Here is a 17,966-nt window from a genome sequence, read left to right as displayed (position 1 = left end):
CCCTTGCAACAGCGCGAACTCAGCATGGAGATTACCTACGCGGTGGAGTCCGAGCTGACCGTCGACGAGTTCATCGACGTCTTGCACCGGTCGACGCTGGCCGAGCGCCGCCCGGTGGACGACGCCGCGCGCGTGGCGAAGATGCTCGAGCACGCCGACTTGATCGTCACCGCCCGCAACGCCGAAGGCATACTAGTCGGCGTCTCCCGGGCCATCACCGACTATAGCTACTGCACCTACCTTTCCGACTTGGCAGTCGACCAGGCGCATCAGCAGCGCGGCATTGGCCGCCGACTGGTGCAAGAGACTCATCAGCGCGCCGGTTTGGCAACGACACTAATTTTGCTCTCCGCCCCCCAGGCGGCGAGTTACTACCCGCACATTGGGATGGAGAAGCACGATTCGTGCTGGAGGGTGGTGGGGGAGTAACTTAAAGCGTACGACGCAGCCGCGTAGCGGTGACCGGCATACGCTTCATCGCTTGTCTTTCGCCTGGCTCGCAGTTGAGTCACCGTCCCACAGCCGGTTGGAACGGGGCGGGGTTAGTATCCGCCTGCTGCTCGCGGAGGAACTGCACCGGGTCGCGCCAGTCGTCGGTCGAAAGGGCGTAGCCGATGATCGGAAAACTCGGAGGCCGAACGTGCCACAGCAGGCTGGCTGGGGCAACCGGTGTTCCGTTACGATCCCGAATCGCGTAGTCCTTGCCACCGACGCGTAACCGCGTCGGGGTATGCATGGTCGGGGGCAGCTGCAGTTCGATTTCCTCTTCGCCCAGCGCTTTCAGGACAATCCCTTCCTTGGTATCGCGGCTGGTTGGCAGCAGCACGGCGCCGACTTCCGCAATCCGCCCCTTCCTTACACCGAAATGCAAGTGCGGATCGTAGTTGCCGTTGACCTGCACGTGCCGCCGCCCGATGGTGCCTATCTGTTGGCCCGCCGTGACGATGTCGCCTGGTTGAACCAGTCGCTTTGTATCGAGGTGGCCGTAGATGGTGGTAGCGTACTCGTCTTGGTCGTTGCGGTGTTCGACGACAATCAGGTTACCCCATTCCAACTGAGCTGCTGAAGATGGACGACGCGAAGGTCGTTTTTCATCGGCGTCCTTCTCCGTGTCCTCCGACTCCTCCAGTCGTGGCCCGCGAGACACCCGGACCACCCCGTCGGCCACGGCGAACACGGGCTCGCCGACCCGCCGCCAGCCAAGGTCGGCACCGACATGGATGAGATTCTTGTCGCCCACCTTGTGGACCACCTTCAAGCCGTAACCACCGTTCGGCTGGTACCGAAAACGCCGCCCGTTGACCATGCCTTGGCTATTCTGCACTTCGTGGAACGTCGACCGAACCGGCGGACAGAACTGTTTCACCTGCGGGTAGTCCAGCACGTACTTTTCAGGCGGACCCTCCGCCTGGGCCGCGGTGGTCGCCACGAGCAACAGGGAGCAGAATATCGGTTTGGTGTTCATGCCTTCCCCGGGGGCGGAACTGGGCGGATTGCAGGTCGCAGCTTAGAGGTCGCTTCGAGAATTAGCAAAGGGATTATTCGCCACGACGATTGGCTTGGTCTGTACCCACATCGCCCGCGCGGTCGACTCGGGCGAGCAAGTTGGGACAAAGCGAAAGTCACCCTCTACCGGGACGATGGCGACGTACCGCGAGCAGTCGTTCGCCATGGCCGGGGGGTTCACGGTACACCGCCGAGCATTCGGGCACCCGCATTTCGGAGCACCACCGCCTTTTGGGTGGTGCTCAAATAAGTGTGCTCCCGCTGAAGAGGGGTTAAAGTCTGCGAACCCTGTTGACCGACAAAGTGTCCTGGCATATAGTACACTTTGGTGCAGGGGGGCCTGTGCAAACAGGAGGTTTCGGTAGACCCCGTAAAAGGAAGTACAGATGCCAGACGAAGAAGCACGGCACCCCCAGGGCCGAGTCGACCTGGGGACGCTTCGTTACCCGGCGCATGTTTTCAGTCCAGAGAGTTTGCTGAATTTTACAGAGTTACGAGGCTTCCAAGCCGACTGGAGTCGCTTGGACTTGAATGTTGAGGATGATCTTGGGTGCCTTCAAGCAGAGATTATGGCCGATCCGCTTGCTGGCGACGTGATACCCGGCACGGGAGGACTTCGGAAACTGAGGTTCTCGCCTCCCAACTGGGATTGCGGCAAGCGTGGAGCGCTTCGTGTTTTGTACGTGTACTTCCCAGACTGCTGGCATGTATTGCTGGTGATGGCGTACGCGAAAAAGCACGAACGGCCATTTGGAGTCAAGGCTAGAAGTGCGATCAAAAGCCTAATCCAAGAAGAGAGGATCATTCTGAGCAAACGACATTTCAAATAATCAAAGGATGGACCTTTATGGCGAGCAACGGCCAAACAAAAACGGAACGAGACATTGAACGCGAGGTAATCGAGCGCCTCGCGGACTTCAACGAATCCTTGCGTCGCGGGGACGACATTTGCAAGGTTTACACGACAAGAAAGGTACACTTGAAGCTAGAGCCAACCCCCTATGATCCGAAGCTAGTCAAGGAAACTCGACAGCTCTTGAAAATGAGCCAGTCACTCTTTGCACAGTTTCTCGGAGTAAACAAGAAAACGGTTCAAGGTTGGGAGCAGGGAAGTCCTGTAAACCCCATGGCCTGCCGCTTCATGGATGAGATTCGCACTTATCCCGATTATTGGCGGCAGCGTCTGTCAGAACTGCTTGTTTCAACCAATGGAAATGACGACGAATAACATCCACGCCCCGCGGGCCGCTCTCTGACATGGAGAGCGGCCCGCGTCTTGGTGGCGCAGCAGTCTTATAAGCTGCCGGAGGGGTCCGGCTATACACGGGTGGGATCGTAACCCCCTCTCTCCGCTCAGCGGTTGCGCCTGCGCGCAGCCCTCAGTAGCACGTCTCTGGCCCACGTAGACGCCTTGCCGTCCGCTGCCGCGTCAATCTCGGCTCGCTCGGCTTCCGTCATTCTCACGCCCAGCAGGACGCTCTTGCGCTGTTCTGGGGGCTTCTCTGGCGCTCCCCGCTTTGGTGGTGTGGCTTTCTTCATGCCACCATTATTTGTTTTACAAAAAATTCCGTCAAGCCTATTGCACGGCGGGTATTTATTGTTTAACATTTAATCAGACACAAAAGAGCCCCGGAAGGACGGCAATCCAACCGGGGCCGACTGAAAAAGGCTTTCGCCTGATTCCAGCCTAGACACCTGAATCATACGCGAAAGCCCCAGCAAATGGGAGCGGATTCGCGATGATTTCTGCCGTATGCCAACATGAGAGACGCCGCAAAAACGGAACAACCAAAACCGGGGCCACCCGCTACCGCTGCAAAGACTGCGGCAAGAGCTGGACCGAGAAAACCGCCACGCTGGGCGGAATGCGGATCGACCTGGACACCGCCGCTATGGTCGTCGAAATGCTGTGTGAGGGCGTTAGCGTCCGTGCTACGTCCCGCATGACCAAAGTGTCCGTCCCTACTATCCTGGACCTGTTGGTCTACGTGGGCGAGCGGTGCGAAGCCTACATGGCTGAGAACATCCGCGACCAGTTCGTGGGCGACGTTCAGGTTGACGAAATCTGGCAGTACGTGTTCTGCAAGAAAGCCACCGCCAAGCAACTCAACTACGTTGGCGGCTGCGGTGACTCTTACTGCTTCACCGCTCTGGACCGCTCGACCAAACTGCTAGTCACCTGGCACATGGGCCGCCGGACTGAGGAGCATTGCCGCCAGTTCGTTACGAAACTCGACCGCGCCACTAACGGACACTTCCACATTTCGTCGGACGGCTTCAAGAGCTATCCCAGCACCATCCGCAACATCTTGGGCCACCGCGTCGATCATGGCGTGCTGGTGAAGATATACGGCAGCACGATTGATATGAACACCCGCCGCTATTCTCCCGCCCGTATACTGGGCGCGTCGAAAACCGCCGTGCATGGTGATCTCTACCAGCAAGAGCAGATATGCACTTCGCATGTGGAGCGGATGAACGGTTCTATCCGCACGTTCTGCAAGCGGATGGCCCGGCTGACCTACTGCTTCTCAAAGAAGTGGACGAACCACAAGCGGGCGCTGGGGCTGTTCTTCGCCCATTACAACTATTGCAGGAAGCATCGCAGCCTGAAGGGGCAGACTCCGGCGATGGCTCACGGGCTGGCTACTGAGGTGTGGACAGCACGTGATTTACTAGAGAGAATCTGTGAGGGCGTATAATCTCCTACTTGGCGAGCCAACGATTGCATGTGGGCCTATGTTGACGAATCCGGCTGCTTGGGAATGAAGCTCGGGCGAGGGTCGTCCCCCTTCTTCACAGTCTGTGCTGTAATCTTTGCCGATCGCAGCCAGACAACTCTATGCCATAGCAAAATCGAAGAACTAAAGAGCACTCTGCGTGTTCGGAAGGATTCAAGTTCAGCAAAACCAACCACGATCAGCGAGTTGGCTTCTTCAGAGAAATGCTGGAGTTCGATTTCAACTACTTTGGCATATCAATCGACAAGGCCAAAATTGCTGGTTTCAACCGTCCTTTTCTTCATAATGCCGAGATGACTGCTTTCTCGCTGCACGCCAGTAAAGTGCATGATGCGACAATCGTGATCGACAAAACTGGCAGCAGCAACTTCCGCAAGATGATGGCAAAGTGCCTGAAGGAGGACTTAAATAGGCAGTACGACGACGGGATGGTCAAAAAGGTAAAAAGCGAAGAGTCCCACAAGCACAACCTTCTACAGTTGGCCGACATGGCGTGTGGGGCGATTTCGCGCTCGTTTCACCCAGAAAAAAAGGGGGAAGAATACTACCGGGACCTAATTCGAAGTCGGGAATGGACTGTATCCAGCTTCCCGTGAGCGCACAAAAAAACCCGCGAAGCCTATCCCAGAAGGGAACGCACACCATTGGGTGACAGTTCGGCTAGCGGGTCATTTGCTTAAATCCTATCGACCAAAGTTGTGGCAGTCAACGACAAAAACTCCAATGCTAGCATTAAAATTGAAATTTTTGAGTTTTACATAAACACTTTACTGCATTGCACTTGCGCTTCGAGTATTGGAGTTAAATGGCCCCTTCAACCCTAAATTGCTCTTGACAACTAGCACAAGAAGCGCCGGCAAGAGCGGACGCAGGGGATATATCGGGCCGGTGGCGGCTGGGTCCACAGGCGGTATCCCCCCACTCAGGGGAGCACACTTATTTGAGCACCACCGCCTTTTGGCACGCGGTTCGCATATACAGAAATCGTCTTCGACACCTAAGGCACTAGCGACCAAGCGTCGCGGGGCCGGAACAGAGAAGAGCTAGGGGTCGGTAAGACGAAGAGGCAACGCAGCGACTTAGTTGGAACCTTCGATTTCTCAAGCACTTAGCGAACTGCTCCCTCCCCCCAATGAGCATTCGCATCCTTCGAAGGATCCAACATTGTGGGCGGGCTGAAGCGACCGGAACACTCCGCTTCAGCCCGCCTGTTGCGTTTTGAGTGTATTAGAATCGAACACGTGTTCAATTCTGCAACACTCCGCCCTCCTCCAACCCGCCTCTGGGAATAGACGATCCAACTTTCCACGAAGAATTTTTTTGCGGCTTGTGGTTGCCGCAACGCCAGGCCGACTCATATCGAGACCACCCGGTGGAAGCCCGCAGCTCAGCAAGCCACGCTAGTTGACTAACCAACCGGGTTGTGCCGAATAAATGTGGACCTTTGCCACCGCTATTGCCCGCAAAACGATACTTGCCACCGCCCAGCGCGGTTAGAATGTTGGCGGGCATCCCCCCAATCACGATGCAACTCATCCAGCGAGGAAGCATGAAGGCCTATCGCTATCTGTCCCCTGCACTATTTGTCGCCTTGGCGATGTGGCTCGTTCCGCTGGCGAGCGCGGCCGGCACTTCCCGCGGCGCGGGCGGCGATGCGGCGGTGAGCGACTTTGGTCTGAAGCAAGTGGCTGAGATCAATCGCCACATGCGCGACGGTTGGGCGGCTGCAGGCGTCTCGCCTTCGAAGCCCGCCACCGACGGCGAATGGTGCCGGCGTGTGTATCTCGACCTGGTGGGCCGCGTGCCGACGGTCGACGAGCTGCACGACTACATGGCGGATCGCGATGAGAACAAGCGCGAGTTGCTGGTCGACAAGTTGTTGGGCGACGAGTTCCTGGAAGAGTACGCACGGAACTGGACCACGCTTTGGACCAACACGCTGATCGGCCGCACCGGCGGTGTGGATCGCGACTCGCTGGCTGTGCGGAGCGGCATGCAGCAGTACCTGCGTCGGGCGTTTCAAAAAAATAAGTCGTACGATCAGCTGGCCGTAGAACTGGTGACCGCCAACGGGAGCTGCCAGCCAGGCGACTCCGATTACAACGGCGCGGCCAACTTCCTGGCCGACAAGATGGCCGAGAACGGAGTGCAAGCCACGGCCAAGACCGCCGAGATCTTCCTCGGCATGGCGGTCGGCTGCACGCAGTGCCACAACCATCCGTTCAACGAGTACAAGCAAAATCAGTTCTGGGAACTGAATGCCTTTTTCCGCCAAACCCGCGTGATGCGCGAGCAACGGCCGGGCACGAACAACCGCCGCTACGCCAAGGTGCTGGATCGCGACTTCGCCGGCGAAGGGGGCGACCCCACGAAGGCCGAGCTGTACTACGAACTTCGCAACGGCAAGCTCAAAGTCGCCTATCCCGTGTTCGTCAATGGCGAGTCGCTCGCCGAGAAGTACGTCGACAAGGGAGAAGACTTCGGCGACAGCGGCTACTTGGAGGACATCAACCGCCGGCAAGAGTTGGCCGAGTTGATTTCGAATTCCGACGAGTTCCCCGTGGCCGCGGTGAATCGCATGTGGAGCCACTTCCTGGGCTACGGATTCACCAAACCGGTGTACGACATGGGCCCGCATAACCCGCCGACGCACCCCGAGCTGCTCGCCTATCTGGCAGACGAGTTTCGCAGTTCGAGCTTCGACATGAAGGAGCTGATGCGGTGGATCGTGCTGAGCGAACCGTACAGCCTGTCGAGCCGCATGACGCGCGACAATCAAAGCGACGATCCGAATCTCGGCGCGCGGCCGATGTTCAGTCATTTCTATCTGCGGCAGATGCAGGCGGAGCAATTGTACGAGTCGCTGCTCACCGCCACGGAGGCTGACGAGACGCTGGCGTTCGACGAGCGGGAGCGGATGAAGACGCAGTGGCTCGCCCAGTTCAACACCGCGTTTGGCACCGACGACAATAGCGAAGCCACCACGTTCAACGGCTCGATCCCACAGGCGTTGATGATGATGAACGGAGGCCTCGTGAAAAAGGCCACCGAGTGCTCGCCCGGCAGCTTCCTGCACACGGTGGCCACCAGCGGCGAGCTGTCGAACCCGCAGCGGATCACCTACCTGTACCAGGCCGCCCTGGCCCGCAACCCGAAGCGGGACGAAGTGGTGATCTGCAACAAACTGCTCGCCGCCCGCGGTGGCAACACCCCCGAAGCCCTCCGCGACATCTGGTGGGCGCTGTTGAATAGTAACGAGTTTATTTTGATTCATTAGAAAAGCTATTAGCTGTCGGCTGTTAGCTATAAGCCCTTGTGTCATTTCGAAGGAGTCTAAGCGACTGAGAAATCTACGTTGCGTGGCGAGCATGCTCTGGGTACTTGGGGAGTTCGGTAATCCAAGCTCCCAGGTCAAACCAATGTCACAGTGCGGCAAACTAGATTCTTCAGTCGCTTAGACTCCTTCAGAATGACACTTAGACCCCCCACCCCGGCCCTCCCCCAAAGGGGAAGGGAGATAACGCCTCCGGAGCTCACCATGATTCCTTACCGCACGCCTGCTGGAATGAACCGCCGTCACTTTATGAGTCACTTGGCGGGTGCGAGCGCGCTGACGCTGCCGGCGATGACGCTCACCAGTAGCGTGAAGGCGGCTTCCGAGACGCTGCGGAAGAATCACAAGAGCGCGATCCTGCTGTGGATGGGCGGCGGCCCGCCAACGATCGACATCTGGGACATCAAGAGCGGTGCGCCGACCGGTGGTCCTTCGCGGGCGATGGGCACCGCGGGCAACGCACAGATCAGCGACAAGCTGCCGACGATTGCCAAGCACATGGACAAGCTGTCGGTGATTCGCTCGATGAGCACGCGCGAGGCCGACCACGAACGGGGCCGCTACTACATGCACACCGGCTATGTGCCGAACCCCAATATCCTGCACCCCAGCTACGGGGCGGTCGTGGCGCACGAGACCGAACACTTGGTGCCGAACCTCGAGATCCCGCTGTTCGTCTCGGTTGGCGGAGCGAGCGAAGGCCCGGGCTTCCTGGGTATGGCTTACGCACCGTTCCAGGTCGACTCGAACGGCCGCATCCGCAACCTCGACATGCGGATGCAGGAGCAACGCTTGGCGCAGCGGTTTGCGCTGCTCGAGACCATCGAAACGCAGTTCATCAACGAGCGTCGCGGCATGGCGGCCGAGGACCACGCCAAGGTGTTGGCCAAGACCAATTCGCTCTTGACCAGCGACCAGATGAAGGCGTTCAACGTCCAGAGTGAGCCGCAAGAGATGAAGGACATGTACGGCAACAGCGGTTTCGGCCGCGGCTGCATGCTCGCCCGCCGATTGGTCGAGTCAGGCGTGCCGTTCGTGGAAGTGAACATGGGCGGCTGGGACCTGCACCAGAACTGCTTCACTTCGCTCGATACCAAGCTGCCGGAAATGGACAAGGCGATGGGCGCACTGATGGAAGACCTCTACCAGCGCGGCTTGCTCGACAGCACCGTGGTGATCTGGATGGGCGAATTCGGCCGCACCCCCCGCATCAACGGCAACAGCGGCCGCGACCACTACGCCAGGGCCTGGAGCGCCGTGGTAGGCGGCGGCCCCATCAGGGGCGGCCTGGCCGTAGGCGAGACCAGCGCGGACGGCACGCAAGTCGAGTCGCAACCCTACTCGTCCGAAGACCTGATGGCCACCGTCTGCCAGGCGATGGGCATCTCGCTGCAAACCACGTTCACCTCCAACAACGGCCGCCCGATGAAAATCGCCAACGGCGGTCAGGTGATCAGCGAGCTGTTTGGGTAGGGGATGAAACTCTACGGCGGAGACTTAATCGCTTCGGTTGTCGCCGAAGACAATCGGCTGGTCAAACTTGTGATCAACGAAGCGGCCGCCTATCTATTCCCAGCCGACATCCAGCACCAGGATGCCACCCAACCGGGGCTCTGCTATCGAGACGACTCGGCCGGCAATGCGCTGGCCGCGACAATCAAATCCGGTCGAATCGAAATCCGCCATCACGACGCGTACTCGGACGAGCGCGTACGGTCGATCATGCGGCAACTCATGAGCTTGCCAGAGTTCAAAACGGATGATGAGCGGCCCGAAGTGTTCTATCAGGGGCGGGAGCTTTGGTAGACGCGACGCAATTTGCGTCACGCCGGTACCAGCGTCCAACGTAGCCGCATTGGCGAGCGGCTCTTGGCCATTTCCCCGGTAGTGCTCCATCGCTGCGCCGGCACCGTATAGCCGAGCGCGTCGAGTTGGAGCTTGTCGACCGTAAAGCACCACGGAGCGACTTTCACTCGCCAGGAGCCCGGCTCATCCGGCGCGCCGTCTGGTGTTACCGTGACAGGCGTGCACGCCAGGTTGCCTTCGGCCAGCGTCATCGCCTCGCAAGGCTTATCGGCTTGGCCGGCGGGGCAGTAGCAGCAGAGCCAGAGGCTGAACCAGTCGAACAGCCGCAGCCACTGAAGGCACTCCTCGGCCAGTTCCGTCGTGTGTACCGGGCGGTTAAGCGATCGCCACTCGGCCAGCCAATCGCTCCGCCAAGCTTCGACCTCTGCGAGCCACGCCTCGCTCAGCTCGCAGTGGGCTTCGTGCGACTCGCGCAGCAAATGAGCAAAATGCCCTCCGACCGCCCAGCCCGCCAGCGGACCGATGGAGTGAGCGCGGAGCACCGAGTCTCGCCACAGCGGCAACGCCTGCGAGCGATGAATCTCCATGAACGACCAAGGCCGGCCATGTTCCGGGTCGAGTGGAGGGCTGGCCTCCCACGACGCCCAACCGTCGTCGTGATGCAGGATGGCCGAAAGCATCTCTTGTCGCACTTCCAGCAGGTGCAGGTTCGAGCTATCGGGCGCACATACCACGCTCGCCAGCGAGCCACCCCACACTTCGGCCAGGTCGGCGCTCACCCGCGCGTGCTCTACTTGCGAGAGCAACAGCCACTTATCGGGCGAGTCAGTGAGGGGGATGTTCCGCCGAATCAAGGTCGTACGTCCCGGCTGGAGAATGCGATAGTGAGTTACCTGCCGACGCTGACTTCGTCGACCGCTTGCTCGCCGCCGCGGCGAGTCCAGTCGCTCCAACTGCCGTAGTAGTTGGCAACCGGCTTGCCGCTAACCAGTTCCATGGCAAACGCCATGACCGACGCCCGACCGCCGCTGCGGCAGTAAGTGACCGTGCGTGTGGTGGGATCGAATTCCACGCGGGCGAGAAGTTTTTTCAGCTCGTCCTTCGAACGTAGCTTGCCGGTCTCGGGATCGACCAGCTCTTGCCAATCGAGAAGCGTGGCCGACGGGATGTAACCCGCAGTGTTTTCGCCTTCGCTGCGAGTATCCACCAGGCATGACTCTCCGCCATTGCCGATGATCTCCTGCATCTGGTCGAACGTTACGAGCCGCTCGGGGTGTGGCTTGGCCGTAAAGTCGCTCGCGTGGTCGGAAGGCCCCCGCTCGCCGGCGACGATTATTCCACCAGCTTGCTTGTAGTCAGCAAAACCACCGTCGAGCACCCGCACGTCATTCACGCCCCAGTATTTGAGAATCCACCAAATGCGAGCGGCCGTGGGAGTGAACTTCTCGTCCAGCACCACTACCGTGGCGTCTTTGTTCTTTAGGACACCGCCAATTCGCTCGGTCCACTCCTCGGCATCCGTGCCGTCTTTGAATGCCTTCTTCCACTCGGCGGCGTCAATGGTGATGGCTCCCGGCGGTTTGACCGTGCGTTGTTTTTTGTCCGCGCGAACGTCGAGCAGCACCAGTGTTTGTGCTTCCCGCTCGTTGCCAGATTGGTCGATGGCCTGGGCATTGAGGTGCGTGACCAGCCAGGGGGCATCGGCGAGCATCGTGGTGTCGGACTTCGGCGCATTGTCGGCCAGTGCCAAAGCGGGGGCGCAGACGAGAACTACAAACAGCACCTGACGCATGGTTCACTCCGTTGTTGAGAGAGAGGATCAACCTAGCTCGCCGAATAGCTCTGTGACCGCCACTGAAAAGCCCGGCACGACGTCTTCGCCCTCCAGCGTGTGCTCTTCGGTCAGCACGCGAATGTTGTCGAGCGAGCGATATACGGCAACCGTCCGGCCTTTGGGATAGACCACCCACACGGCACGCGTGCCGGCGGCCAGCCAGCGACGGGCCTTGGAGTCGACGTCCTCTGCCGTGTCGCTGGGTGAGACTATCTCAATCGCCAGCGCGGGGGCTTCGGGGAAGTACTTGTCGGTGACTCCAACTGCTGCGATGCGATCCTTGCTAACGAACGCCACATCGGGAGCGAGCACCGTATCGGGATCGCGCCCGACGATAAAACCGACTTCCCCGGTAACGACTTGTCCCAGTGAATTCTGTTTCACAAAAGTTGACAACAGTTGAGCAATGAAGAGCTCCAAGGCTCCGTGGCCAAATCCCGTTGGACTCATGAGTAGTACTTCCCCCTCGATCAATTCGCACCGCTGGCCACGATAATCGCGCAGCAACTCGTCGGCTGTTACCAACTTGGCGGGCGCTTCGGATTGGGCTTCGGCAGTGCTCATACCCGCATTCTACCACATTGGTGTCCAAAAACAAAAAAACAGCCGGCACCCAGTGGGCGCCGGCTGTCGAGTTTTCTTGTCAGGCGGTTCGATTAGACCGCAGCGTAGAAGCTTGCGAACTTGTCGATCGAAACCGGCTTGATCTTGTCCGCGTGGCCTGCCTGGCCGAAGGCAGTCATGCGGGCGATGCAGACTTGCTTCATCGCTTCGCGGGCCGGCTTCAGGTAGTCGCGCGGGTCGAACTTCTCGGGCGTCTCGGCGAACACCTTGCGGATGGCGCCGGTGATGGCCATGCGGTTGTCGGTGTCGACGTTCACCTTACGCACACCATGCTTGATGCCCTTTTGGATTTCTTCAACAGGCACTCCGTAGGTCTGCTTCATGGCGCCGCCGTACTTGTTGATGATGTCCTGCAGTTCCTGCGGAACGCTGCTCGAACCGTGCATCACCAGGTGGCAGTTGGGCAGACGCCGGTGGATCTCTTCGATGCGATCCATGGCCAGCACTTCGCCGGTGGGCTTCTTGGTGAACTTGTAAGCACCGTGGCTGGTGCCGATGGCCACCGCCAGAGCGTCGACACCGGTCTCGGCGACGAATCGTTCGGCTTCTTCCGGATCGGTTAGCAGTTGATCGTGCGACAGAGCCTCGGTCGCTCCGTGGCCGTCTTCCTGCTCACCGCCACCGGTCTCGAGCGAGCCCAAGCAGCCGAGCTCGCCTTCGACGCTCACACCTTGCTTGTGAGCGGCTTCGGTCACGGTCTTGGTGACGCTTACGTTGTAGTCGAAGTCGGCGGGCGTACTGCCGTCTTCCTTCAAGCTGCCGTCCATCATCACGCTGGTAAAGCCGTTATCGATCGCGCTTTGGCACGTGTCGGGGCTGTTGCCGTGGTCCTGGTGCATCACGATGGGGATGTTCGGATACAACTCGGCGGCGGCCAGCATCAAGTGCTTCAGGTAATTATCCTGCGAGTACTTCCGCGCGCCGCGCGAAGCCTGCACGATCACCGGCGAGTTGGTCTCTTCGGCCGCTTCCATGATGGCCTGAATCTGTTCCATGTTGTTCACATTAAAGGCGGCCAGGCCGTAGTCGTTCTCGGCGGCGTGGTCCAGCAACAATCGCATTGGTACAAGTGGCATGATTTGGCTCCTCTGTGGAGGTAGGTTAGACGTTGGGCCTGCTGAGCATGTATTGTAGCGCGCGGATCAGACACGGGGGAGGGTCCACAGACGTGCCAGGGCGCGCGCCCATGGGCCAAACCGCACACGCCCGGACCGGCTATTTCCAAGGCCAGGCGTCGTCGTCGTCCGAGGCTAGTACCTCGGATTGCGGTAATTGCGATACCCGCACTAGCAGGTACTTCTGCTCCACGGCTTCGTCTTCCAGCGTATGGTGCAGCAGCGACCCCAGCCGGTGCTTGCTACCCGGTAGACTCGTGACCACCAGCATCTCGCCGGGCGACAGATCGACCTCGGTTTCCAGCTCGGCGAAAACCTCCACGTCGCGCTGCAGCCGCTGGAACATCATGCCGGGCGCAGGGTTTACGAACTTCATCTTGGGCTGGCCATGGTGTAGTTCGGGTAGTAGCCGCAACTTCACCCGACCGGCGGCAAGCTCGCTGACTTCCACGCCGTAGATTCCTTGAGCGGCAGGGAATGCCCTGCCGACCAGGCCCGACTCACCGCCGCGCAGCAGCGTGAATTTGGGTACCACTTCGCTGGCTTGAAGCTCCAGCCGCTTGCCGGGTTGGAGCTGTTTCAAACGCCGGGTGACTTGCGCGGGTTGGGCGGACAGCATGTTCGACTGCTCGTCCGCGGTGTCGAGGTCCGCGCCGGTGGGATTCAGCAGTTCTACGATCTCTTCGCTCGGCGTTCCATCGACCACGCCGGCCCTCAGACCTTCGTCCGCCAAGCGGCAGCGAAGTTCTACCGGAATGCGATCTTCCTGCACCGATTGCCATAGCCGCTCGGAGAACGCGCTGTCGTCCAATGTGGTCCGCGCCCAGTAGATGTCGAGCGTCACCGCATTGGGCGAAGCGGCGGCCGCCTTGAGCAGCGAGTCGCTCGTCAGATCCCCCGCGCCGCCAATCGACTGGCAACCGAGACCGCTGGCCGCAACCAACAGCAATATCAACATCGAGGCTTTGTGCAAATCAGCCAACCGATCGTTTCCCGAACCGAAAAGTACCGCGAAGAGAGAACAATTCGCTGCGTACCTTAGGAACCTCGCCGCCAGTGGTCAACAGCGAACCAGGGCCGCGATGCTAGCACGCTTCCTTCGCTGCCACCAGCTTGGGCGCGGGGTAGCGTTCGCCATACACCTGGCCGTAGCGTTTCACCAGCTGGCGAAAGTTGTATCGCAGGAACGCGTACAGCTCGGCCGGTGGTTCGCTCGCCAGCCACTGGGCGGCCAGCTTCGAAGCGGTGCGGTCGAACTCCCGCTGCGACGGGCCGTGCACGTAGCAGCGCCCCTCGTGCCGGCGGAGGTCGCCGTCGAACTGCTCGCTAATGTGCCACAACTCGTGCACGATGGTCGTGAGCTTCTCGCCCAACGAGTGATCCAAAAACCGCGGCAGGTAGAAGTTCAGCAGGTACAGATACTCTCGGCCACTGGGATCGAAAATCGCCTGGCAGGTGTACCGGCGGCCTCGCACCACACTGTCCCGCGCCCCGTTCTCGAATCGCAGCGGTGTGAGCGATGCTTGCAGCCCGTGCGGCACGCGTTTACGGGCCTGGCAGAACCCGACCGCCACGCGGTCCATGTCGATGTGCGATAGCATCGGCACCCGCTGCGTCATGTCGTCGCAGATAGCACGGATTGCGTGCGTGAAATGCAGTCCTGCGGAGGGTTTGCCAATTTGGGCCATCAATCTGGAGTCGCGGGTGAAAATTCGGCGGGGGTAACTTTATGACCGAAATCGCACCTCAATACCAGAGCAAACCGACTACCTATTCGCCCCCTCGAGTCCCGTTTCAAGCTCGTGATTTGCCAACCCCGACTCGACGCCCAATGGCCACCGCCATTGCGATTGCCAGTAGCCACATTGCCGACGGTTCGGGTACCGCGTGGCGCGGTCCCAGCTCGATGTCGGAGATGGATCCCGGGAACGTGACGATGGGCGTCGCGATGCCGCTTCCATCGGCAGCGAGTGTGTTAATCTCCGATCCGATAGTGGACGTTCCGGAGAAGTAGAGCAGGTCCTTGTCGGCGTCGAGCGCGACCGCCCACGTTGGGCGTCTGTGGCAGGCGACTTTCGCACCCGGCTTCCACGACGTGTCGGGCACCGTCACGGTGCTGGATGAGGACACGCTGCAGTTCGACAATTTCACCTACGACGGTGGCGGAATCTTCGTTCTGTTCTACCTGGGCGAAACCGACTCGACCGACAGCTTTTTGAATGGCCTGCCGGTGGGAGACGATCTGGTAGGCACCGCGTACGACGGAACGCAACCCGCGTTCACCGTCGACCTGCCAGCCGGCACGACCATCGACGGGTACCACGCCATCTCCGTGTGGTGCGTCGACGTCGGCGTGTCGTTTAGTTCCGGCACCTTTCAGCCACAACCGGTGCCCGAACCCGCCACCTGTGTGCTGGCCGTAGTGGCCGTCGGCTTGGGTTGGATGCGCTGGCGCGCCAGCAAGTAGGTCGGTCGTCCCGGCCGACCACTACTCCGCCTTGGGCTCCGAGTGCCCGAGCGTTTTGTCCGGCGCGATGGCGTCGCGAACCAGTCCCTTGAGCACTTTGATATCGGGGAAGCCGCCATCGTCGGCCCGCGACCACAGACGCTGGCCTTCGGCGTAGATCTCGAACACGCCCCCGGTACCAGGCACGAGGGCCACTTCGCCGATTTCTTCCTGAAACGTGGAGAGCAGCTCCTGCGCCATCCACGCCGCGCGGAGCAGCCAGCGGCATTGCGTGCAGTAGTGAATTTCGACGCGGGGAGTCATGGCGCGTGCGACCTGGTATCACTCGGAGGCCAGCTCGATTTGCATCTCGTTGTCGCCCGGCTGAACCTGTAGTTGTAATCCACTTGTCGCGGTCGATTGGAACTTGGCGGGGACGCTGGCTTCTTTGTCGTTTTTCCCTTTGATCGTGACAGTGTACGTGGCAGTCGCCATCTGCTTGGGTTGGAGTGTGAAGCGGCCATCTTCGTTGAGCTTCACGCGGTGCGAAGCACTCTTGTCATCAGCACTAAATTCCACCTCGCCGCCCGACAGTGGCTTGCCATCCAAGGTCACCAAACCCGATACCTTCGGCGTGTTGCTGGCGCTCTTGATGGGCGTTTCCTTGTCGCCATCGCGGATGAACGGGTCGCGCGCTTGCACGCCGTGGGCTGGTTTGAACTCGCGAACCCAGATGTTGCGGAAGCGCACCGGATTGCCATGGTCCTGCAGGGAGATAGGTCCCTTGGGGCCGTGGGCGGTGTAGCTTGGTGGGCGGTGGTAGAAGGTGTTGCCCTTTACCTCCAGGTGGTTGTGGATCAGCACTCCGTTGTGCATCACCGTGATGTAAGCCGGCGAGACCAGTTCGCCCGACTCGTCGAAGCGGGGGCAGGTCCAGAAGATGTCGAACGAGTTCCACTCGCCCGGCTTGCGCATGACGTTCACCGCTGGCGGCTTCTGCTTGTAGACAGCGCCGGCCTGACCGTCGTGGTAGGTATCGCTTGAATAGGAGTCGAGCACCTGCACCTCGTAGATGCCCATCAGGAACACGCCGCTGTTACCGCAACCCTGGCCACGACCCGTGGGAGGATCGGGCGAGGACCACTCAATGTGCAGCTGGCAGTCGCCGAACTCCTGCTTGGTACTGATGCCGCCGCCGCGGACCGTGGCCACGCCGTCTTCGACTTTCCACTTGTCGCCGTTGTTCCAGGCGTCAAGGTTCGTGCCGTCGAACAGCACCACCGCGTCGGACGGGGGATCGCTGTCCTTCTCGCCTGGCGTGACCTTGGGCGGTTCGTCCCAGGCGATTCCATTCAGGTACTCCTCGGCCACCGCTGGCAGCACGAACGCCGCGAGTAACAAACCGCCAACAATCAACGACAACTTACGCATATTCAGTGTTCTCCACGCAAAAAGGAAAGGCGGCCGAGGGCCGCGCGATGGCCAGGAAGCAGCCATCCATTTTAGTGGCCAGCCCGGCGGCTTGCCACACTTGCGGTGAAGGGCTTCTTGCGACGAAAATACTGATTCCCGTAACGCTTGCGAGCGAAGGAGACGCAAAATGCTGGCAGAGATGGTCGAGCAGCAGAAATCCGACTTCACCGACAAGTACGTTTCGGTGGCGAGCGACCGACCCGAACTGGCGCGGTTCGCCGGGTTGGTGGGGCAGGTGAAGACCGTGAATATGAGCGGGCGAGCGCTGGTCGAGTGGCTCGACTACCATCACAACATCGGCTGGTACGACATCGATCTGGCGGACCTCAAGGTGGTCGACAAACCCGCCGGGCTGGAAGAGAAGAAGCCGGCCGCCAAGAAACCAGCAGCCAAAAAACCGGCGGCCAAGGGTCTGTCGCCACTAGAGCAATTGCGCCAGCAAGGCGCGGCCAAGGACAAGAAAGCCGCCGCCCCGCCCAAGGCCAAGCCGGCCGGACTATCGCCGCTGGAGCAACTACGCCAGGCCGGCGCAGGCAAAGCCAAACCGGCCGCGCCCGCCGAGCCAAAGACCGAGGGCCTCTCGCCCATCGAGATCCTCCGCCAGCAGGGCGCCGGCAAGGCGGCCAAGCCTGAGAGCAAACCCGAGCCCCAGACCGAAGGTCTTTCGCCGATCGAGATCTTGCGGCAACAAGGCGGCGCGAAGAGCGTCAAGCCGGCCGAGGCAGACAAGGAGGGCACCGAAGGTCTCTCGCCCATTGAGATCCTGCGTCGGCAGGGCGGATCCCTGGGCAAGAAGACCGAACAGCCAGACCCGCCAGCGGAGGAAAGTACTGAAGACCTTTCGCCGATCGAGATTCTTCGGCGGCAGGGTGGAAGCAAAGGCAACAAGCCGGAGCCGCCGGCAGAAGCACCCAAGCCCAGCACCGAGGGCCTCTCGCCGATCGAGATCCTGCGTCAGCAAGGTGGCACCAAAGGCAAGGCGCCGACCAGCGCCGCCGAGGAACCGGCAGCCGACCAACCAGTGGCGGATCCTTCGAAGATGACCACCGCTGAGATTATCGCCCACTTGCGATCGCAGGGTGGGTAA

The 17,966-nt window shown here is 60.3% G+C and carries 22 protein-coding genes and 1 pseudogene; 12 read left to right on the top strand and 11 right to left on the bottom strand.

Features of this window, described 5'->3' with window-relative positions; translation table 11 throughout:
- Window positions 1-3: 3 nt before the first annotated feature.
- On the top strand, window positions 4-429 hold the full coding sequence (locus ACQK2L_RS04480) for a GNAT family N-acetyltransferase (protein ID WP_425395727.1): 426 nt from the start codon (window positions 4-6) through the stop codon (window positions 427-429).
- Window positions 430-508: 79 nt separating this feature from the next.
- On the opposite strand, the gene ACQK2L_RS04475 is transcribed toward ACQK2L_RS04480, so the two are convergent.
- A complete protein-coding gene (locus ACQK2L_RS04475; protein ID WP_425395726.1) occupies window positions 509-1,465 on the bottom strand; it encodes a peptidoglycan DD-metalloendopeptidase family protein in 957 nt (318 codons plus the stop codon).
- 42 nt (window positions 1,466-1,507) lie between these two features.
- Window positions 1,508-1,672 carry a hypothetical protein gene (locus tag ACQK2L_RS04470; RefSeq protein ID WP_425395725.1) on the bottom strand — a complete coding sequence of 55 codons (165 nt, stop codon included), beginning with the start codon at window positions 1,670-1,672 and terminating at the stop codon, window positions 1,508-1,510.
- 220 nt (window positions 1,673-1,892) lie between these two features.
- Between ACQK2L_RS04470 and ACQK2L_RS04465 the strand changes: the two genes are divergently transcribed.
- The 8 genes from ACQK2L_RS04465 to ACQK2L_RS04430 all read left to right on the top strand — a co-directional run bounded on the left by ACQK2L_RS04465 (window position 1,893) and on the right by ACQK2L_RS04430 (window position 9,387).
- Window positions 1,893-2,336: a hypothetical protein gene (locus ACQK2L_RS04465; protein WP_425395724.1), complete on the top strand. Its 444-nt coding sequence runs from the start codon at window positions 1,893-1,895 to the stop codon at window positions 2,334-2,336.
- Between the two features lie 17 nt (window positions 2,337-2,353).
- A complete protein-coding gene (locus ACQK2L_RS04460; RefSeq protein ID WP_425395723.1) occupies window positions 2,354-2,734 on the top strand; it encodes a helix-turn-helix domain-containing protein in 381 nt (126 codons plus the stop codon).
- Window positions 2,735-3,245: 511 nt separating this feature from the next.
- Complete coding sequence (locus ACQK2L_RS04455; RefSeq protein WP_425395722.1) at window positions 3,246-4,208, top strand: IS1 family transposase; 963 nt, start codon at window positions 3,246-3,248, stop codon at window positions 4,206-4,208.
- A gap of 27 nt (window positions 4,209-4,235) precedes the next feature.
- Window positions 4,236-4,544, top strand: a complete 309-nt coding sequence (locus ACQK2L_RS04450) for a DUF3800 domain-containing protein (RefSeq protein WP_425395721.1) — start codon at window positions 4,236-4,238, stop codon at window positions 4,542-4,544.
- Entirely contained in the window at window positions 4,451-4,843 is a 393-nt protein-coding gene (locus ACQK2L_RS04445) for a DUF3800 domain-containing protein (RefSeq protein ID WP_425395720.1), read from the top strand. Before ACQK2L_RS04450 ends, ACQK2L_RS04445 begins: the two co-directional genes overlap by 94 nt.
- Window positions 4,844-5,772: 929 nt before the next feature.
- Window positions 5,773-7,524 (top strand): DUF1549 domain-containing protein, encoded by a 1,752-nt coding sequence (locus tag ACQK2L_RS04440; RefSeq protein WP_425395719.1) that lies wholly within the window; start codon window positions 5,773-5,775, stop codon window positions 7,522-7,524.
- A 264-nt stretch (window positions 7,525-7,788) separates the two neighbouring features.
- Window positions 7,789-9,054 carry a DUF1501 domain-containing protein gene (locus tag ACQK2L_RS04435; RefSeq protein ID WP_425397417.1) on the top strand — a complete coding sequence of 422 codons (1,266 nt, stop codon included), beginning with the start codon at window positions 7,789-7,791 and terminating at the stop codon, window positions 9,052-9,054.
- A gap of 3 nt (window positions 9,055-9,057) precedes the next feature.
- A complete protein-coding gene (locus ACQK2L_RS04430; RefSeq protein WP_425395718.1) occupies window positions 9,058-9,387 on the top strand; it encodes a hypothetical protein in 330 nt (109 codons plus the stop codon).
- Between the two features lie 17 nt (window positions 9,388-9,404).
- On the opposite strand, the gene ACQK2L_RS04425 is transcribed toward ACQK2L_RS04430, so the two are convergent.
- From ACQK2L_RS04425 to ACQK2L_RS04395, 7 genes are all read right to left on the bottom strand, one after another.
- The gene (locus ACQK2L_RS04425) at window positions 9,405-10,241 is read right to left on the bottom strand and encodes a DUF3891 family protein (protein WP_425395717.1); all 837 of its coding nucleotides are present in this window, start codon (window positions 10,239-10,241) and stop codon (window positions 9,405-9,407) included.
- A 35-nt stretch (window positions 10,242-10,276) separates the two neighbouring features.
- Complete coding sequence (locus ACQK2L_RS04420; protein ID WP_425395716.1) at window positions 10,277-11,179, bottom strand: sulfurtransferase; 903 nt, start codon at window positions 11,177-11,179, stop codon at window positions 10,277-10,279.
- Window positions 11,180-11,206: 27 nt separating this feature from the next.
- Entirely contained in the window at window positions 11,207-11,785 is a 579-nt protein-coding gene (locus ACQK2L_RS04415; RefSeq protein ID WP_425395715.1) for a Uma2 family endonuclease, read from the bottom strand.
- A gap of 92 nt (window positions 11,786-11,877) precedes the next feature.
- Window positions 11,878-12,921: a class II fructose-bisphosphate aldolase gene (fba, locus tag ACQK2L_RS04410; protein WP_425395714.1), complete on the bottom strand. Its 1,044-nt coding sequence runs from the start codon at window positions 12,919-12,921 to the stop codon at window positions 11,878-11,880.
- A gap of 139 nt (window positions 12,922-13,060) precedes the next feature.
- Complete coding sequence (locus ACQK2L_RS04405; protein WP_425395713.1) at window positions 13,061-13,918, bottom strand: hypothetical protein; 858 nt, start codon at window positions 13,916-13,918, stop codon at window positions 13,061-13,063.
- Between the two features lie 127 nt (window positions 13,919-14,045).
- Window positions 14,046-14,648, bottom strand: a complete 603-nt coding sequence (locus ACQK2L_RS04400) for a hypothetical protein (protein WP_425395712.1) — start codon at window positions 14,646-14,648, stop codon at window positions 14,046-14,048.
- 106 nt (window positions 14,649-14,754) lie between these two features.
- Window positions 14,755-14,817, bottom strand: coding sequence for a hypothetical protein (locus tag ACQK2L_RS04395; RefSeq protein ID WP_425397416.1), 63 nt, complete (start codon window positions 14,815-14,817; stop codon window positions 14,755-14,757).
- Here ACQK2L_RS04395 and ACQK2L_RS04390 point away from each other — a divergent pair.
- A complete protein-coding gene (locus ACQK2L_RS04390; RefSeq protein ID WP_425397441.1) occupies window positions 14,792-14,974 on the top strand; it encodes a hypothetical protein in 183 nt (60 codons plus the stop codon). The two genes, ACQK2L_RS04395 and ACQK2L_RS04390, sit on opposite strands and share 26 nt — an antisense overlap.
- Window positions 14,975-14,983: 9 nt before the next feature.
- Entirely contained in the window at window positions 14,984-15,427 is a 444-nt protein-coding gene (locus ACQK2L_RS04385) for a DM13 domain-containing protein (protein WP_425395711.1), read from the top strand.
- A gap of 21 nt (window positions 15,428-15,448) precedes the next feature.
- Here the strand turns inward: ACQK2L_RS04385 and ACQK2L_RS04380 are convergent, their stop codons facing one another.
- Both ACQK2L_RS04380 and ACQK2L_RS04375 read right to left on the bottom strand, forming a co-directional pair.
- Window positions 15,449-15,730, bottom strand: coding sequence for a SelT/SelW/SelH family protein (locus ACQK2L_RS04380; RefSeq protein WP_425395710.1), 282 nt, complete (start codon window positions 15,728-15,730; stop codon window positions 15,449-15,451).
- A 318-nt stretch (window positions 15,731-16,048) separates the two neighbouring features.
- Window positions 16,049-16,837, bottom strand: a pseudogene (locus ACQK2L_RS04375) (3-keto-disaccharide hydrolase); the annotation flags it as partial.
- A 169-nt stretch (window positions 16,838-17,006) separates the two neighbouring features.
- Between ACQK2L_RS04375 and ACQK2L_RS04370 the strand changes: the two are divergent.
- A complete protein-coding gene (locus ACQK2L_RS04370) occupies window positions 17,007-17,966 on the top strand; it encodes a hypothetical protein (RefSeq protein WP_425395709.1) in 960 nt (319 codons plus the stop codon).

The sequence above is a fragment of the Aeoliella sp. genome, from assembly GCF_965227375.1.
Classification (GTDB): Bacteria; Planctomycetota; Planctomycetia; order Pirellulales; family Lacipirellulaceae; genus Aeoliella.
Note: the sequence above shows the minus strand (reverse complement) of the source record. Positions and strands in the feature narration are given on the sequence as shown.

Bases quoted from the DNA above. Each gene is read 5' to 3' on its own strand.
- ACQK2L_RS04400 (WP_425395712.1), bottom strand. From the start codon at position 14,648: ATGGCCCAAATTGGCAAACCCTCCGCAGGACTGCATTTCACGCACGCA.
- ACQK2L_RS04475 (WP_425395726.1), bottom strand. From the start codon at position 1,465: ATGAACACCAAACCGATATTCTGCTCCCTGTTGCTCGTGGCGACCACC.
- ACQK2L_RS04455 (WP_425395722.1), top strand. From the start codon at position 3,246: ATGATTTCTGCCGTATGCCAACATGAGAGACGCCGCAAAAACGGAACA.
- ACQK2L_RS04405 (WP_425395713.1), bottom strand. From the start codon at position 13,918: ATGTTGATATTGCTGTTGGTTGCGGCCAGCGGTCTCGGTTGCCAGTCG.
- ACQK2L_RS04470 (WP_425395725.1), bottom strand. From the start codon at position 1,672: ATGGCGAACGACTGCTCGCGGTACGTCGCCATCGTCCCGGTAGAGGGT.
- ACQK2L_RS04415 (WP_425395715.1), bottom strand. From the start codon at position 11,785: ATGAGCACTGCCGAAGCCCAATCCGAAGCGCCCGCCAAGTTGGTAACA.
- ACQK2L_RS04465 (WP_425395724.1), top strand. From the start codon at position 1,893: ATGCCAGACGAAGAAGCACGGCACCCCCAGGGCCGAGTCGACCTGGGG.
- ACQK2L_RS04440 (WP_425395719.1), top strand. From the start codon at position 5,773: ATGCAACTCATCCAGCGAGGAAGCATGAAGGCCTATCGCTATCTGTCC.
- fba (WP_425395714.1), bottom strand. From the start codon at position 12,921: ATGCCACTTGTACCAATGCGATTGTTGCTGGACCACGCCGCCGAGAAC.
- ACQK2L_RS04390 (WP_425397441.1), top strand. From the start codon at position 14,792: ATGGCCACCGCCATTGCGATTGCCAGTAGCCACATTGCCGACGGTTCG.
- ACQK2L_RS04430 (WP_425395718.1), top strand. From the start codon at position 9,058: ATGAAACTCTACGGCGGAGACTTAATCGCTTCGGTTGTCGCCGAAGAC.
- ACQK2L_RS04380 (WP_425395710.1), bottom strand. From the start codon at position 15,730: ATGACTCCCCGCGTCGAAATTCACTACTGCACGCAATGCCGCTGGCTG.
- ACQK2L_RS04450 (WP_425395721.1), top strand. From the start codon at position 4,236: ATGTGGGCCTATGTTGACGAATCCGGCTGCTTGGGAATGAAGCTCGGG.
- ACQK2L_RS04420 (WP_425395716.1), bottom strand. From the start codon at position 11,179: ATGCGTCAGGTGCTGTTTGTAGTTCTCGTCTGCGCCCCCGCTTTGGCA.
- ACQK2L_RS04370 (WP_425395709.1), top strand. From the start codon at position 17,007: ATGCTGGCAGAGATGGTCGAGCAGCAGAAATCCGACTTCACCGACAAG.
- ACQK2L_RS04460 (WP_425395723.1), top strand. From the start codon at position 2,354: ATGGCGAGCAACGGCCAAACAAAAACGGAACGAGACATTGAACGCGAG.
- ACQK2L_RS04445 (WP_425395720.1), top strand. From the start codon at position 4,451: ATGCTGGAGTTCGATTTCAACTACTTTGGCATATCAATCGACAAGGCC.